This is a genomic window from Streptomyces roseicoloratus (assembly GCF_004117935.1).
Lineage (GTDB): Bacteria > Actinomycetota > Actinomycetes > Streptomycetales > Streptomycetaceae > Streptomyces > Streptomyces roseicoloratus.
In genome coordinates, this window is record NZ_SDOY01000113.1 from 61,022 (window position 1) to 77,310 (window position 16,289).

Below are 16,289 nucleotides of genomic sequence, written 5' to 3' on the forward strand. Positions count from 1 at the left end.
GGGAGCGGCGCCGGTCAGACGCCGAGGAGCAGGACCACGCCCGACACCAGGGCGAAGACGAGCACGAACAGGCGCATCCGGCGGGCGTCGACCCGGTGGTGCACCAGTCGGCTCAGCCACGCGCCCGCGGCGATCGCCGGCGTCAGCGCGAGCGCCCACCCCAGGTCCGCCGGGTCGCCCTCTCCGGTCCCGAACAGCAGGAGCAGCGAGGCGACCTCGCCCACGAGGAAGCACAGGGCGACGGTGGAGCGCAGCTCGCCCGGCGGCCGGTGCTGGTAGACCAGGGCCAGCGGCGGGCCGCCGACTCCGGTCGCGGTCTCCGTGAGGCCCGTGACCACGCCCGCGCCCACAAAGGCGGCCCTGCCGGGGGTGAAGACGGGCGCCGCCAGGCTGACGAGGGCTGCGAGGATCGTCGCGAGGCCGACGAACAGGCCGAGACCGTGGTCCGGGATCAGCCACAGCAGCGCCAGTCCACCGGGCGTGGCGGCCAGCCGCGCTCCGGTGATCCAGCCCGCGCCGCGCAGGTCGAGCGCGGCCCGCTCGCGCCACGCGACGTACACGTTGAGGGGCACCATCGACGCCAGGACGAACACCGGGAGCAGGCCGGGATCGAGGATCCCGGCCACCGGGGCGACGATCAGGGCGAAGCCGAGACCGCTGCTGCCCTGGACGAAGGAGGCGGCGGCCACCGTGACGGCGAGCACCGCCAGCGTCTCGCCGGTCACCGCGCGGTGCTCCGTTCCCGTGCCGCCGTGGAGGTGGGGTGCACCCGGGTGACGGCCGCCCGTCCCACGGCCTCGCGGGCCAGTTCCACCGCTCGCTCGACGAGCGCGTGGCCGTCCCAGCCCGCGGGCCGGCCCCGCCACAGCCGCAGGCGCCCTTCGACGAACACGGCGGTGATCTGGTCGCGGTTGCCCCGCCGTACGAGCTCCCAGGGCAGGTCCCAGGACAGCGCGAGCTCGGGCGTCGTGACGTCGACGAGGAGGAAGTCGGCGGCCAGGCCCGGGGCGATGGTGCCGGTGCGCGGGCCGAGGCCCAGGGCGTCGGAGCCGCCGCGGGTGGCCTGCTCCAGCCAGGTCCAGCCGGCGCCGCACGACGAGTCGCCGGTGGCGAGTCCGTAGCCGAGCCGCTGGGCGAACTCGGCCGCCTCGGCGAGCCGGAAGCCGTCCCCACGGGTCCCGTCGGTGCCGAGCCCGAACCGGACGCCGCGCTCGGCCAGCGTGGTGGCGGGTGCGACGGCGTTGCCCTTCCAGGCGCTGGCGACCGGGTTGTAGCTCACGGCGGTCCCGGTCGCGGCGAGCAGGGTGATCTCGCGCGGGGTGAGCAGGGTGGCGTGCGCGGCGAGGAGTTGGGGGCCGAGAGCGCCGATCGCGTGGAGGTGTTCCAGAGGGCGCAGGCCGTGGCGTACGAGCGAGCGCTCGACGGCGGCCAGGTGCTCGTTGACGTGGATCTGGACGACGGCGCCGGCCTCGGCGGCGAGCCGGGCGGTGCGCCGCAGGGTCTCCTCGGTGGCGGCCTCGGGGACGGAGACGGCGAGGGAGGCGCGGACGAGGGGATCGCCCTCGTAGCGGGCCAGGTGCTTCTCGGCACGGCCGAGGACCTCGCGGGTGGGGGAGGAGGCGCCGGGCGCGTCGGCGTCGTTGCACACCAGGCCCAGGACGCACCGGATCCCTGCGTCGCGCGTCGCGGACGCGACCACCTCGACGTCCACGTCCGCGCGGGTCCCGGCGTCGGCGACGGTGGTGAAGCCGCCGCGCAGGGCCTCCAGCGCGGCCAGCTTGGCCGCCACGTAGGCGGATTCCTCGTCCAGTGCGCCCTCCAGCGGCACCCACACCCGGCGGAAGATCTCCGAGGGCTCTCCGAAGGCGAGCGCCGAGCCGAAGCTCTGGGTCAGGTGGTGGTGGGCGTCCACGAAACCGGGCATCAGGAGCTGCCCCGGCAGTCGTACGGGATCGAGCCCCGGGTAACGGCCGGCCAGTTCCCCGGCCGGCCCCACCGAGGTGAAGGAGCCGTCGGCGACGGCGATCCCGTGGCCGTACGCGGGGCCTTCGGGCAGCAGGACGGCGTCCGGGACCAGAAGCAGCGGGCCGGGTCGCTCCAGACGTGCGCGGGTGTGCCGGTTCATCGGTCGCTTTCCGTGCGGAGGGCGGACAGGCGGCCCACGACGGCCGGCCTGACGTGGTGGAAGAGGATGTTGAGCACGGCGGCGACGAACGCGCCGACGGCGACGCCGCTTTCGAGCAGGATGCGCGCGTTCGGCGGGAAGCCGCCGTACACGCCGGGGACGAGGATCGGCAGCAGGCCGAGCGCGAGGGCCACGGCCACCACGAACGTGCTGGTGTGCCGGTCGAGGTCGGAGCGGCCGAGCAACTGGATCCCGAGCACGGTGATCACGGCGAACACCACCATGGCGGTGCCGCCGACGACGGCGGCGGGGATGACGCTGATCGCCCGGGTCACCGGCGCGAGGAACCCGATGCCGATGAGGACGACGCCGGCCGCGGCGGTGACGAAGCGGCTGCGTACGCCGGTGACCCGGACGATGCCGATGTTCTCGCCGCTGGTGACCATCAGCGGCAGGCCGAAGAACCCGCCGAGGAACGAGGTGAGGGCGTCCCCGCGGACGGTCCTGGGCACGTCGGTGCGCCGGTCGATCTCCTTGCCGACGGCTTCGGCGTTGATGACGGTCTGACCGGTGGCCTCCGCCATGGAGGCGAGGCTGTAGAGCATCAGGGGCAGGGCGGCGAGCAGGTTGAACTGCGGTGAGCCGAACGGCATCAGGTGCGGCAGGCCGACCAGCCCGCCGTCGGCGGCGTGGCCGAGGTCGACGCGGCCGAGGGCGGCCGCGAGCGCGGTGCCCGCGAGCAGGCCCAGCATGACCGCGAGTTGCCGGACGACGCCGCTGAACAGCAGGTAGAACCCGACCGTGAAGGCGATCGTCGCGATGCCGAGCGCGAGGTTCGCCGGATCGGCGAAGCCAGGACGGCCGGGACGGCCGGTGACCAGGACGGCGCCGACCTTCACGAGGTTGACGCCGACGATGACGATCATCGTGCCGATGACGAGGGCGGGGAAGAAGCGGAGAAGCCGGGAGAAGACGGGCAGCACGACGAAGGTGAACAGCGCGGTGAGGATGACCGCGCCGCAGGCCGTGCGCAGACCGTGCTGTCCGGCGATGGCGAGGAAGAGCACGAGCGGTGCGCCGCCCGGCAGCATCATGAAGGGCAGCCGGGGCCCGAACTTCCACGGTCCGAGCGACTGGATCAGGGAGCCGACGCCGGAGAGCACGAAGGCGGCGGAGAGCAGATCCACCGTCAGGTCGGCGTCGAGCCGCAGGGTGGCGCTCATCAGGAAGATCGCGGAGATCGGCGTGGCGGCCATGACGAGCACGTGCTGGATCCCGAAGAGGAGGATCCGGCCGAGGGGGCGTGACGCGTCGACGGGGTGAACGTCCGCCTGGGAGTCGGTGCGGTCGGTGGGGTCGGTGCGGTCGGTGGTGTTGGTGCGGTCAGTGGGGTCGGAGTGGTCGGTGCAGTCGGGGTGGTCCGTGCAGTCGGTGTGCTCTGTGCAGCCGGTTCGGTCGGTCTGGTCCGTGCGTGGCGGGGACTGGCGGGGACGGGACACGTGGGAGCTCCGATCGTTCGACACGTCGGGGGTTCAGCCGCGATCCGGCCCTGGACGGGGAGCCAAAGCGAGTGGCCAAATCGATTTGGCCGTCAGTATGGGAGTGGCCCGCCGAGAGCGTCAAGGCTTGCGGGCGGCGGAGACCCCGTCGGGCGCACGCCTTGAGTCCTGCCGACTGCGTCCCGGCGACGGGCAACGAAATCCGTAGCGGCACCGGCGGTTCGCCATCGATTCGTAAGTTACCGAGCGGTGTTCCCTCGAAAACCTGAGCACATGCCTTGCGTGCGGGGTCGCCCATCCGCCAGGATCTGTGTCCGGCCCGGGTCCTCCCGCCCGGCCCGTGCCTCCTGTCCGGGACCGTCCGGACGCCTGGTCGCGCACCGGAAACCCCGTGCCGCCAGCCGGTGAACCGCCCGATCCGCGCGGCCGCCCGGACGCCCTCTTCGAGGCTCTTCCCTTCTCGCGGCCCGGCGCTTCTTCGCGACCCGGCGCCGCCCCTTCTCATTCACCTACCCTCAGGCAAGGCAGAGATGGCACCACTGGCCCCGGGCCGACGATCCCGAACCACCACGCATCCGGTGGACGAGGTTCCTCCGCTCCCCGCGCTCTCGCTCTACGGGATCCAGCACGTCCTGGCGTTCTACGCGGGCGCGGTGCTCGTTCCCGTCATCCTGGGGAGCAGCCTCGGACTCTCGCGGCAGGAGCTCGTCTACCTGATCAACGCCGACCTGGTCACGGCCGGGATCGCCACCGTGATCCAGGCGTGGGGCTTCTGGCGGATCGGCGCCAGGCTGCCGCTCGTCCAGGGCGCCACGTTCACGGCGGTACCGCCCATGATCGCGATCGGCCAGGGCGCGGGCGGCGGCACCGCCGGGCTGCTGGTCGTGTACGGCGCGGTGATCGCCGGAGGCGTCGCCGCCTTCCTCTTCGCCCCGTTCGCCGGAAGGCTGACCCGGTACTTCCCGCCGATCGTCACGGGCACGCTCCTCACGGTCATCGGCATCGTCCTCATCCCCGTGGCGCTCCAGGACGTCGGCGGCGGCTCGGCGCTGCTCGGCGGGCCGCACTACGGAGACGCGGAGAACCTCGCGTACGCGGGCGGAACCCTGCTGTTCATCCTGCTGGTGGTGCGCTTCGGCGGCCCGTTCCTGCGCAGCGTCGCCGTCCTGCTCGGTCTGGTGGCCGGCACCACCGTCGCCTGGCTGCGCGGCGACGCCGACCTCGGGCCGGTCGGCCAGGCCGGCTGGCTCGGTGTCAGCACCCCGTTCCACTACGGGCTGCCGCACTTCGCCGTGTTCCCGGTCCTCGCGATGGTCGTCGTCATGCTGATCACCATGGTGGAGACCACCGGAGACGTGTACGCGATGGGCGAGATCACGGGCCGCGAGGTCGACGGCGAGACGGTCAGCCGGGCGCTGCGTGCCGACGGCGTCGCCACGGTCCTCGGCGGAGTCTTCAACTCCTTCCCGTACGTGGCCTTCGCCGAGAACATCGGCCTGGTCCGGATGTCCCGCGTGACCAGCCGATTCGTGGTCGTGGCCGCCGGATTCCTGATGATCCTGCTCGGCCTGGTGCCGAAGGCCGGCGCCGTGGTGGCCTCGGTGCCGCATCCGGTGCTCGGCGGGGCGGCCGTGGTGATGTTCGGCATGGTCGCGACCGTCGGCATCCAGATCCTCGCCAAGGTCGACCTCAGGGAGGAACGCAACGCCCTGATCCTGGCCGTCAGTCTCGGAGCCGCGATGCTGCCGAACGCCGTGGCGCCCTTCTTCGAGCGCCTGCCCACGGAGGTACGGGCGGTCCTGGGCAGCGGCATCACGCTGGGCACCCTGTCGGCGGTCCTGCTGAACCTCTTCTTCCACCTGTTCGAGAACCGTCGCAAGCGGCGCGACATCGACTGGGAGGCACTGGCCTCGCCCGAGACGGGGCAGGGGCCGAGGCCGGCGGCGGCCCACTGAGACGTTCGCGCACGGCGTTCCCGCGCCGTCGGGCCCGGCTGCCGCGCCGTCGGGCCCCGGGTTCTCGTTCCGTCGGGCCCCGGGTTTCCGTGCCGTCCGACCCGGCGGCACGGCGCTGACCCGTTCCCGACGAGCCCGGTCCGCTCCGCGGGAGCCGCCGTACCCGATCGTGCTCACGCGGCCCCGCCCCCGTCCCCGCGCGGCCCCGCTCCGCGAGGCCGTCCACCGAGGTGAACCACCCGTGCCCCACCCTCCCCACGCCCACCACCCTCCCCGCCCGCCCTTCTCTCCCGCACACGCGCGCGCCGCGCGTCTGCGCATCGGCCTGAGTCCGGAGCAGACCGCCGCCGCGATGGCCCAGTTGGGTCTGCACCGCCCGCCGGCCGCCGTCCTGGCCTGGGAACAGGGCACCCGGGCGCCGTCGGAGCCCGAACTCTTCGCGCTGGCCAGTGCGTTGTGGTGCCCCGTGGCGGAACTCATGGCCCTGAGTCCCCGCTCCCTGCGGGAGCACCGGCTGGCCCGGCAGTTCACCGCCGATCGCCTGGCCGAGCGCATCGGCATGGACCCGACCGTCTACGCCCGCACCGAACGGGACCACCGGTGGAGCGGAACCAACCGCCAGACCCTGCTCCTGGCCGAGGCCCTGGGCATGGAGCCCGACGAACTGCTCCGCGTCATCCGCCGGGCGGGAGACCTCGACGCCCTCCTCCGCCAGGCGGTCGAAGGCCGCTGGAAACAGCACACCGCCGCACTCGCCCGCGTCGTCGACGCCCCGGAACGCACGGTGGCCCGCGCGCTGCGGACCCTGCACCAGGAGCACGCCCGCTTCCACGAGAGCTACCTGGGCCACGTCGTCGCCCGCAGCGACGACGCGCGCCTCCGCGAGATCGCCACCGAGCGGGCGGCCTGGCTGCGCGACCTGACCCGCCGCTTCCTCGCCCTCGTGACCCAGGACACCCCGTAGGCGAATCGACCACGGCACGGTCACGAGCCGGACGGCCCACCCCCCGAGCGCGTCCGGAATTCCCCGTGGTGTCGCCACCGGCCGGGTGCCCGCCGCCGGACAAGATGGGCACATGGGCGTCGTCCTGCCGGTCCTCTTCGCGCTGTGTGCCGCGTTCAGCAACGCACTGGCCACCGTGCTCCAGCGGCGTGCCGCACAGACCGTTCCGCGGTCGGACTCCTTCCGGCCCGGGCTGATCCTGGACCTGGTGCGGCGCCCCGTCTGGCTCGCCGGCATCCTCGCCGTGATCGTCGCGGGTGTCGGGCAGGCGGCGGCCCTGGCGACGGGCGCGCTGTCCCTCGTCCAGCCGCTGTTCGTGCTCGAACTGCCCCTCGCCCTGCTGATCGCCTCCGTGATGACCCGGGAACGGCTGTCCGGGCGGCTGTGGGCGGCCGTCGCCGCCGTGGTGTGCGGACTCGGCGCGGCCCTGCTGGCCGCCTCACCCGACGGCAACAGGACCCGCATCGAGCTCGACCGCTGGCTTCCGGCGCTGGTCGCCTGCGTCGTCGCCGTGGTGGTGCTGGCGACGGCGGGGCTGCGCAGGCCGCAGGGCCGGGCCCGGGCGGGCTGCCTCGGCGCGGCGACCGCGATCTGCTACGCGCTGACCGCCGCCCTGATGAAGACCTCCATGCACATCCTCGGCGAGGACGGCCTCGTCGGGTTCCTGACGTCCTGGCAGACGTACGCGTTCTGCGCCGCCGGGATCGGCGCCGTGCTGCTGCTCGAACACGCCATGCAGGGCGGCCCGCTCGTCGCCTCCCAGCCCGCCCTCACCCTCGGGGACGCCACGGTGAGCATGGCCCTCGGCGTCCTGCTCTACGGAGAGCACGTCCGCACCGGCTGGTGGCTGCTGCCCCAACTGGCGGGCGTCGCGCTGATCGTCGCGGGAGTCCTCGTCCTGGCCCGCGGCGGCGCCCGCTCGGCGTGAGCCGAACCTCTCGGCCGCGCGCGCCCCGGGACGGGAGGAAGCGGGGCGGGCGCGTGAAAGGGCCCCGCTCCGAGGAGCGGGGCCCTTTCACGCGGTGTCGGTCGCCCGGCGTCAGCGCTTTTCCGGCTGCGGCGTGTCCTTCTCGCAGACGACCTTGTCGCGCGGCGTGTAGTGCGTCGAGAAGGTCTCGCGCCCGACCTCGGTGCCGCCGTTCTTGAAGACGCGGTCGACCTTGATGTCGAAGCCCTCCAGCGGGTCCTGCACCTCGCACTTCTCGCTGGGGTCCCTGCGCTCCTTCGGCGGCGTGATGTTCGTGCGCGGGCCCGCGACCGCCTCGACCGAGTCGTACTTCTTGGTGCCGAGGAAGCTCACCGTCACCGACGAGTCCGTCGAACTCGCCTTGATGTAGATCGGCTTGCCCGAGTCGTTGCGGAACTTCAGGTCCAGCGAGCCCCAGGCCACGGTCGCCTCGCGGCCGGCCGGGTAGCGCTCGATGTAGAAGGAGTGCGCGCCGTACTCGACCGGCTTGACGCCGGCGAAGAACAGGGCGTTGAAGACCGTGGTCGCGACCGCCGAGACACCGCCGCCGGGGGCCTTCTGGTACTGGCCGTCCAGAATCATCGTGCCGTCGACGAAGCCGTTGGCCTCGGTGCGCTCGCCGACCGTGCGGTTGAAGCTCCACACCTCGCCCGGCTGCACGACCGAGCCGTTGATCAGCTCGACCGCCCGGCCGATGTTCGTGATGCGGTACGGCGCGGCCGGGAAGTCCACCGTGAACGTCGACATCTGCTCGGTGATGCCGAGCGAGGCGAGGCTGTCCGCCGTCAGCTTCGGCCGCGTCACCGTCGTCGCGACGGGCGCCGTGCGCGCCGCCGCGCCCTCCTTGGTCAGCAGCGGCTCCACCGCGCGGCCGAGGGCGTCCGCGGAGACCGAGCGGCCCGGGCGGCCGTCCTGCTCCACGACGACCTTGCCGTCCCGCACGCCGAGCCGGGCCTCGACCGGCCCGCCGGTGAGGCCGTGCAGCGGGCGGGCCACGTCCGGGTCCCGCATCAGGGCCTTGGCGTCGAGGGCCGGGGTGAGCCGGCCGTCCCGCGCCGTGACGTCCAGGTGGTCGCCGAGCGTCGCCGCCGGTATGGAGAACCGCTTGTCGCCCGCGGTGAGGGTGACCGGGCCCGACATGGCGGGGCTCGCGAAGTCCTTCACGAAGCGCGTGACCTCCGCCGACGTCACCGCCGGCCGGGTCAGCGAGACCGGCAGGACCACGGGCGCGGCGCCGCTGCCGCCGGCTCCGGGATAGGCGGCGCGCAGGGCCTCGACCGCCTTCTCGGTGTCCACCTTCATGCCGACCTGGGCCTCGGTGACGACCGGCTTGCCGCCCTTGAAGGCCACGGCGCCCTCGCGGACCGGGCGGTCGTGCGCCTTCGCCGTGGCCGTGACCGCCGCCCGCGCCTTCGCGTCGTCGTACGAGACCACCGGCTCGACGTCGCGGCTGCCCGACGAGAACAGCCGGCCGATGACGGTGAAGGGGTCGCGGGAGGGGTCCGCCGCCCGGTCGGCGGTGGCGGCCACGTCGACCGTCAGCCCGGCGTCCGCGGGGTCCACGGTGGCCGAGGCGTCACCGACGGTGACCGGCACCGGGTCCTTCCAGGCGGCGGGAGCCGCGGAGGCGAGCCGGGCGGCGGCCTCGGCACGGCTCAGGCCGCCGATGTCGATGCCGTTCACGCGGGTGCCCTCGGAGATGTCGTCCCCGGTGGCGACGAGCCCCGCCACGTACAGTCCGCCGGCGACGGCCGCGACCGCACCGGTCGCGAGCGCCGCCTTCCGTATGTGGCCGCGGCGCCCGTTCGGGCCCGCGGCGGCGTGGTCGGTCGTGGAGCGGCGCACACACCCTCCCGGGGCGGTGAGGAGTCAGGGGATCCCTTCGACGGTACGCGGAAGTGGGGCAAAAGATCCATATGTTCCTTTTTATTCCGATGGTGACCCTCCTCTCATCCCTGACGATCCAGGGCGTGTGACGAACGTCCCATCTGCCCGGCGGCGCCCGGTGCGCACGCTCGCGCGCACCGGACACCGCCGGGCCTGCCCTTCGGGCAGACGACGCTCCTTTCGGCACACGCCCTAAGGTGGGGCGGTGTCCACGTCTCCGATCGGCCCGCAGTCCGTCGACCGCGCGCTCGCCATCCTCGACGCCGTCGCCGACGCCGACCGTCCCGTGCGGGCGAAGACCCTGGCCAGGACGCTCGGCTGCGCCCTGTCGACCGTCTACCACCTCACCGGACCGCTGGTCGCCCGCGGCCACCTCGTACGGACACCCGAGGGCTACGCGCCGGGGCCCCGCGTCCCGGCCCTGCACCGCGCCTACCAGCGGCACCACGGGCTGGGCGGCCCGGTCGCCGAGCTCCTCGGACACCTGCGCCGCACCGCCGGCGCCGAGGCCTACTTCACCGCCTACCGCGACGGCCGCATCACCGTCGTCGACACCACCGCGCCCGTCACCGAAACCACCCACCCCTTCGCGCCAGGACCCGAGCCGCGCGCCCACGCCACCGCCCACGGCAAGGCGCTGCTCGCCGAGCTGCCCCGGGCGGCGCGCCGGCGCTACCTCGACGACCACGGCATGGCCCGCTTCACCGACCGGACGATCACCAGCCCCGAGCGGTTCGAGGCGGAACTCGCCCGGGTTCGCGAGCGGGGCTTCGCCGTGTCGGTGGGCGAGGCGGACCCCGCGTACACCTGTCTGGCGACCGCGCTCCCCGCCGTACCCGGGCACGCCCGCCGGCCCGCCGGCGGCGGCTCCGGCGCCGTGCACGCGCTCTCCGTCTCGCTGCCCACCGCCGACTTCCGGCGGCGCCACGGCGAGCTGCGGGCGGCCCTCGCCCGCGCCGTCCCGCTGTTCACCGCCGCCCTGCCGTACCCGCCCGCCGCTCCGTGAGGAGACCGGGCCTCGGTGCTTTCCGACCCTGCCGGAATCCCGCCGCGCCGCGGTGGCCCGCGCCCGGCCGCACCCGCACGATGAGGGCATGATCTTCATCGCCGTACGTTTCACCGTCCGCCCCGAGCACGCCGACGGCTGGCTCGACCGCGTCGCCGACTTCACCCGCGCCACCCGCGAGGAGCCCGGCAACCTCTTCTTCGACTGGTCGCGCAGCGTCGACGACCCGAACCGGTTCGTGCTCCTGGAGGCCTTCGCCGACGCCGAGGCCGGCGCCGCGCACGTCGCCTCCGACCACTTCAAGGCCGGACTCGCGACCATGGGCGAGGCCATCGCCGCCACGCCCGAGATCATCAACGTCGACGTCCCGCAGCAGGGCTGGGGCGCCATGGCCGAGCTCGCCCGCTGAGCCCCGCCCCCTCCGCCCGGGCCGCCCCCGGCCCGGTCCGGTCCCACGGGTGCGGCACCCCGCCGTACCCGTAAGACTGGACTGATACGACGCCGACCGTCGGAGGGGGCGTCCACGATGCCGTCGCGACAGATGTCCCGGCCCCTGCGCCGCCGGACCGTCCTGTACGTGCTGTTCGTGGCCGCCGTGACCGTCGCCTACCTCCAGATCCCCTCCCGCCACACCGCCTTCTGGGCGCTCATCGGACTCAGCGGCGTCGTCGCCATCCTCACCGGCGTCCATCTGCACCGCCCCGCGCGCCGCTGGCCCTGGCTCGTGCTCGCCGCCGCCAACTTCACCTTCGTCGCCGGCGACACCGCGTACAACGTCCTGGAGAACTTCTTCCACCAGGACCGCCCGTTCCCGTCCGTCGCGGACGCCCTCTACCTCGTCACCTATCCGCTCTTCGCCATCGGCCTGTTCGGCTTCATCCGCCGGCGGGCCGCCGGCCGCGACCTCGGCGTGGCCCTCGACGCGCTGATCCTCACCTCCGGCCTCGCCCTGCTCTCCTGGGTCTACCTGATCACGCCGCTCGCCAGCTCCCCGGACATGACCTGGATCGAGCGGGCGATCTCCGTCGCCTATCCGCTCGGCGACGTCCTCATGCTGGCCATGCTGGCCCGGCTGCTCGTCCCCGGCGGCCTGCGCTCCCGCGCCGTCCAGCTCCTCACCCTCGGCACCTGCGGCATCCTCTTCTCCGACGTCGTGTACGTCGTCAAGCAGCTGGACGGCACCTGGCAGGTGGGCACGCCGTGGGACCTCGGCTGGGTCGTCTTCTTCACCGCCTGGGGCCTGGCCGCCCTCCACCCGTCGATGACCGGCCTGACCGAACTCGCCCCCGAACCGGCGGCCAGGACCGCGGAACGCCGGCTGCTGCTGCTCGCCGTCGCCTCCCTCATCGCCCCCGTCCTGCTGCTCTTCCAGACGCTGCGCCACGACCCCGACCGCGACGTCGGCGTCATCGCGATCTTCTCGGCGCTGATGTTCGTGATGGTCCTGGTGCGCCTGTGGCGCATCATGGCCGACCACCGCAAGGCCGAGGCCCGCGAGCGCAGCCTCCGGGTCGCCGCCGCCTCCCTGGTCGGCGCGCTGAGCCCGCGCGAGGTCGCCGCCGCCGTCGAGACCGCCGCCGCCACCCTGTTCGGTGCCGGCATCCCGCACCGCACGATGCTGCTCACCCGCGACCGCCGGGGCCGGCTGACCGCCGTGCCCACCGGCCGGCAGCCCTGGAGCATCCAGGGCACCGAGGTCACCGGCGGCCCCGGCGAGCCCGACGGCGCGGCCTGGCCGGAGCTCCTGGAGGAAGGCGGCCGGCTCCTTCCGGCCGACGCACTGGATCCCGCGCTCGCCTCCGCCGTCGCCCCCGCGACCCACGCCCTGCTCTGTCCGCTGGCCCTGCGGGCCCCCGCCGCCGGCGAGCCGCTGCTCGGAGCGCTGCTGCTCGCCGGTACCGAGAAGAAGCTCGCCGAGATCGCCGGCTCCGCCCAGTCCCTCGCCTCCCAGGCCGCGCTCGCCCTGGAACGCTTCGGACTCAGCGAGGAGGTCAGCCGCCGCACCAGCGAGGCCTACTTCCGCACCCTGGTGCACAACACCTCGGACGTCATCCTCATCGTCGACGACGACGACACCGTCCGCTACGCCAGTCCGTCGGCCGAAACCATGTTCGGCCACCTCCTGCTGCCCGGCACCCCGCTCGTCGACCTCCTCGCGCCCGGCGACGCGGCGAGCGCCCTGCGGATCCTCGCCGACGTCCGCTCCCGCGGCAACGTCGACGCCCGCGACGACTGGAAGCTGCTGCACGGCGGCGCCGCCGACACCGAGGTCGAGGTCCGCTGCAGCAACCTGCGCGCCGAACGGACCGTCCACGGCCTGGTCCTGACCCTCCGGGACGTCACCGAACAGCGGAAACTGGAGCGGGAGCTCACCCACCGCGCCTTCCACGACTCGCTCACCGGACTGCCCAACCGGGTGCTGCTGCTCGAGCGGATCGAGCGGGCGCTGCTGCGCGGCCGCCGCGAGTCCACCCTCACCTGCATGCTCTTCGTCGACCTCGACGACTTCAAGGTCGTCAACGACACCATGGGCCACTCCGTCGGCGACGAACTCCTCGTCGCCGTCGCCCGGCGGCTGAGCTCCGTGCTCCGCCTCACCGACACCGCCGCCCGCCTCGGCGGCGACGAGTTCGCCGTGCTCATCGAAGGCGCCCGCGAACCCGGCGACGCCGAGGCCCTCGCCGCCGAGATCGTGCACACCCTCAGCCAGCCCTTCCACCTCACCGACGGCGCCGTCTCCGTGTCGACCAGCGTGGGCGTCGCCACCGTCCTGGACAGCGCCCACGCCGAGGAACTCCTCGGCCACGCCGACCTCGCGCTGTACGCGGCGAAGGCCGCGGGCAAGAAGCGGTGGAAGCGCTTCCGGCCCGAACTGCACTCGCGGCTCGTCGCCCGCCACGAACTCCAGGCCGGCATGGACACCGCGATCGCCGACCACGCCTTCGCCCTGCGCTACCAGCCCATCGTCCAGGTCGACGACACCAGCCTGACCGGTTTCGAGGCCCTCATCCGCTGGCCCCACGCCCGCCGCGGCATGGTCCCGCCCGACCAGTTCATCTCCCTCGCCGAGGAGAGCGGCCACATCATGCCGCTCGGCGCCTGGGTGCTCGACCACGCGGCCCGCGACATCGCCCGCTGGCAGCGCGCCCATCCCCGTACGCCCTCGCAGTACGCCAGCGTCAACGTGTCCGCCCGCCAGTTCCGCGACCCCGGACTCCTCGACGTCGTCCGGCGCACCCTGCGCGACTCCGGGCTCGCCCCCGGATCCCTGGTCCTGGAACTGACCGAGTCCGTGCTCATGCGCGGCGACGAGCAGACCGGCTCCACCATGCGGTCCCTCAAGGACCTCGGCGTGTCCATCGCCATCGACGACTTCGGCACCGGGTTCTCCTCGCTGAGCTATCTGCGCGAGTTCCCCATCGACATCGTCAAGGTCGACAAGTCGTTCATCGACGACATCACCACCGACCGCCAGCAGGTGGCCCTCGTCGAAGGCATCGTCCGCATCGCCGAGGTCCTCGGCCTCCAGGTCGTCGCCGAAGGCATCGAGAACGAGGACCAGCGCGCCCTCCTCGCCGACATGGGCTGCCGCTACGGCCAGGGCTACCTCTTCGCCCGCCCGATGACCGCCCACCAGGCCGAGTCCTTCCTGCACCGCGCCCCCGCGCGGCCCGCCCGCACCGCCCGTACGGTCCGTGCCGCGCGCACCGCCCGCGGCAGCCGCGCCGCCGCCGGGCCCGCACCGGTCCCGGGCCCGCCCCCGGCCCCCAGGACCTCCGGAGCCACGCCGGGCGTCCCGCCCTCCTGGAACGCCCGGCACGACGTGCGCTGGCGCGACCTGGAACGGCTCAAGCGCCTCAGCCCCATGTGCGACGCCGTCATCGACGAGGTCGACGGCCGCCGGGTACGCGTCGGCGAGCACTGGCTCGTCGACTTCGCCTCCTGCAACTACCTCGGCTTCGACCTCGACCCCGAGATCATGGGCGCGATCGGCCCCGAGGTCCGCACCTGGGGCACCCACCCCAGCTGGTCCCGCCTCATCGGCAGCCCCCGGCTCTACCCGCGCATCGAGGAACGGCTCACCGACCTCCTCGGCGCCCCGGACACCCTCCTGCTGCCGACCATCACCCTCATCCACCAGTCGGTCATCCCGCTGCTCGCCGCCGGCGGCCACGTCTTCGTCGAGGCCCAGGCCCACCGCACCATCTACGACGGCTGCGTCGTCGCCCGCGGCCAGGGCGCCCAGCTGCACCGCTTCCGCGCCGACCGGCCCTGGGAGCTCGACACCATGCTGCGCGAGACGCCCGTGGGCGCCGCCCGCCTCGTCTGCATGGACGGCGTGAACAGCATGACCGGCAACTACCCCGACCTGCGGGCCATCGCCCGGATCTGCCGCCGCGACGACGCCCTGCTGTACGTCGACGACGCCCACGGCTTCGGCGTCATCGGCGAACGCGGACCCGCCGAGACCAGCCCGTACGGCTCGCGCGGCAACGGCCTGGTCCGGCACCTCGGCGAGAGCTACGACGGCATCGTCCTGGTCGGCGGCTTCTCCAAGGCCTACTCCTCGCTCCTCGCCTTCCTCGCCCTGCCGCACCGGCTCAAGGAGCACCTCAAGGTGGCCGCCGCGCCCTACCTCTACTCCGGTCCGTCGCCGACCGCCTCCCTCGCCACCGCCCTCGCCGGGCTCGAGGTCAACGACCGGCGCGGCGACGCCGTCCGCGCCGACCTGCACGCCAAGACCGCCCGCGTCCTCGACCACGTCCGCGGCCTCGGCATCGCGACGCCCAACACCGACGGCCTGCCGATCGTCGAGATCCCGCTCGGCGACGCCGCCGACCTGGAGGCGGTCGCCGCGTACCTGTGGGAGCGGGGCATCTACGTGACCCTCGCCAGCTACCCGCTCGTCCCGCGCAGCCGGGTCGGCTTCCGGGTCCAGGTCACCGCGGCCAACACGGACGAGGAGATCGAGCAGCTCAACGACACCCTCACCGGCGTGTCCCGGCGCTTCGCACTCCAGCGCCCCGCCACCGCCACCGCCGGCCGGTACGGCGACGCCGGGACCGGACGACCGTCCGCGGAGTCCCGATGACCACCGCGGGCCGGGCCGCGATCCGCCGGAACCGCGACGCGGACTGGGACGCCTGGCCCGTCGCCCGCTACCTGGCCGACAACTACCGGCAGATGCATCCCTGCGACCGAGGCGTCATCCAGCACCACTCCCTCTTCTACCGGAGGTTCCCGCCCGCCGGCCTCGCCCGAACCCTCGAACTCGGCGCGGGCCCCAACCTCTATCCGCTGATGCTCGCCGCCGGCGCGAGCCGCCACATCGACGCCCTCGAACCCGGCGCCGCCAACCTCGCCTACCTGCGCCGGCAGCTCACCCACGGCCCCGAGGAGAGCTGGACGCCCTTCTACGCCCTGTGCAAGGCCCTCGACCCCGCCCTCCCCGCCACCCTCGGCGAGGCGCTGAACCGGGTGCACGCGGTACGGGGCGACGCCTCCGGCCTGCCCGACGGACGCTACGACGCGGCCTCCATGAACTTCGTCGCCGAGAGCGTCACCGAGGACTACGGCGAGTTCACCGCGCTGTGCGGCGCCTTCGTCCGGGCCGTGCGGCCCGGCGGCCGGCTGGTCGCCGCGTTCATGGAACGCATGCCCAGCTACCGCATCGGCGACGGACCCGTCTGGCCGGCCTGCCCCGTCGACGAGACCGCGCTCCGTGCCGTCTTCACCCCCCGCACCGTCGCCCTGACCGTCTCCCGCCTCGCCAAGGACCCCACCCTGCCCGAGTACGGCGACACCGGCATCCTCCTCCTCACGGCCGAACGCCCCGCGCCGTAGCGG

General features: G+C 73.7%; 11 protein-coding genes. 7 read left to right on the forward strand and 4 right to left on the reverse strand.

The window, feature by feature from the left end; translation table 11 throughout:
* Positions 1 to 14 precede the first annotated feature (14 nt).
* The 3 genes from ESG85_RS14475 to ESG85_RS14485 are packed head-to-tail and all read right to left on the reverse strand — an operon-like array spanning position 15 to position 3,624.
* Positions 15 to 725: a sulfite exporter TauE/SafE family protein gene (locus ESG85_RS14475; protein ID WP_128979280.1), complete on the reverse strand. Its 711-nt coding sequence runs from the start codon at positions 723 to 725 to the stop codon at positions 15 to 17.
* Entirely contained in the window at positions 722 to 2,125 is a 1,404-nt protein-coding gene (locus ESG85_RS14480) for an amidohydrolase family protein (RefSeq protein ID WP_128979282.1), read from the reverse strand. The genes ESG85_RS14475 and ESG85_RS14480 overlap by 4 nt, the downstream gene beginning before the upstream one ends.
* Entirely contained in the window at positions 2,122 to 3,624 is a 1,503-nt protein-coding gene (locus ESG85_RS14485; protein WP_246095019.1) for a uracil-xanthine permease family protein, read from the reverse strand. Before ESG85_RS14485 ends, ESG85_RS14480 begins: the two co-directional genes overlap by 4 nt.
* A 578-nt stretch (positions 3,625 to 4,202) precedes the next feature.
* Between ESG85_RS14485 and ESG85_RS14490 the strand changes: the two genes are divergently transcribed.
* From ESG85_RS14490 to ESG85_RS14500, 3 genes are all read left to right on the forward strand, one after another.
* A complete protein-coding gene (locus ESG85_RS14490) occupies positions 4,203 to 5,579 on the forward strand; it encodes a nucleobase:cation symporter-2 family protein (protein ID WP_342781346.1) in 1,377 nt (458 codons plus the stop codon).
* Between the two features lie 241 nt (positions 5,580 to 5,820).
* Positions 5,821 to 6,543 carry a helix-turn-helix transcriptional regulator gene (locus ESG85_RS14495; protein WP_128979286.1) on the forward strand — a complete coding sequence of 241 codons (723 nt, stop codon included), beginning with the start codon at positions 5,821 to 5,823 and terminating at the stop codon, positions 6,541 to 6,543.
* A gap of 112 nt (positions 6,544 to 6,655) precedes the next feature.
* Positions 6,656 to 7,510, forward strand: a complete 855-nt coding sequence (locus tag ESG85_RS14500) for a DMT family transporter (protein ID WP_128979287.1) — start codon at positions 6,656 to 6,658, stop codon at positions 7,508 to 7,510.
* A 111-nt stretch (positions 7,511 to 7,621) separates the two neighbouring features.
* Here ESG85_RS14500 and ESG85_RS14505 read toward each other — a convergent pair whose 3' ends face one another.
* Positions 7,622 to 9,394, reverse strand: coding sequence for a VanW family protein (locus tag ESG85_RS14505; protein ID WP_128979290.1), 1,773 nt, complete (start codon positions 9,392 to 9,394; stop codon positions 7,622 to 7,624).
* A 247-nt stretch (positions 9,395 to 9,641) separates the two neighbouring features.
* Between ESG85_RS14505 and ESG85_RS14510 the strand changes: the two genes are divergently transcribed.
* From ESG85_RS14510 to ESG85_RS14525, 4 genes are all read left to right on the forward strand, one after another.
* The gene (locus ESG85_RS14510) at positions 9,642 to 10,442 is read left to right on the forward strand and encodes an IclR family transcriptional regulator (RefSeq protein ID WP_128979292.1); all 801 of its coding nucleotides are present in this window, start codon (positions 9,642 to 9,644) and stop codon (positions 10,440 to 10,442) included.
* A gap of 88 nt (positions 10,443 to 10,530) precedes the next feature.
* Positions 10,531 to 10,851 (forward strand): putative quinol monooxygenase, encoded by a 321-nt coding sequence (locus tag ESG85_RS14515; RefSeq protein ID WP_128979294.1) that lies wholly within the window; start codon positions 10,531 to 10,533, stop codon positions 10,849 to 10,851.
* Positions 10,852 to 10,968: 117 nt separating this feature from the next.
* Entirely contained in the window at positions 10,969 to 15,534 is a 4,566-nt protein-coding gene (locus ESG85_RS14520; protein ID WP_246095021.1) for an aminotransferase class I/II-fold pyridoxal phosphate-dependent enzyme, read from the forward strand.
* Complete coding sequence (locus tag ESG85_RS14525; RefSeq protein ID WP_128979296.1) at positions 15,531 to 16,286, forward strand: class I SAM-dependent methyltransferase; 756 nt, start codon at positions 15,531 to 15,533, stop codon at positions 16,284 to 16,286. Before ESG85_RS14520 ends, ESG85_RS14525 begins: the two co-directional genes overlap by 4 nt.
* The last annotated feature ends 3 nt before the right edge of the window (positions 16,287 to 16,289 follow it).

Coding starts and splice junctions, on each gene's coding strand:
- ESG85_RS14520 (WP_246095021.1), top strand. CDS start 10,969: ATGCCGTCGCGACAGATGTCCCGGCCCCTGCGCCGCCGGACCGTCCTG.
- ESG85_RS14480 (WP_128979282.1), bottom strand. CDS start 2,125: ATGAACCGGCACACCCGCGCACGTCTGGAGCGACCCGGCCCGCTGCTT.
- ESG85_RS14500 (WP_128979287.1), top strand. CDS start 6,656: ATGGGCGTCGTCCTGCCGGTCCTCTTCGCGCTGTGTGCCGCGTTCAGC.
- ESG85_RS14525 (WP_128979296.1), top strand. CDS start 15,531: ATGACCACCGCGGGCCGGGCCGCGATCCGCCGGAACCGCGACGCGGAC.
- ESG85_RS14515 (WP_128979294.1), top strand. CDS start 10,531: ATGATCTTCATCGCCGTACGTTTCACCGTCCGCCCCGAGCACGCCGAC.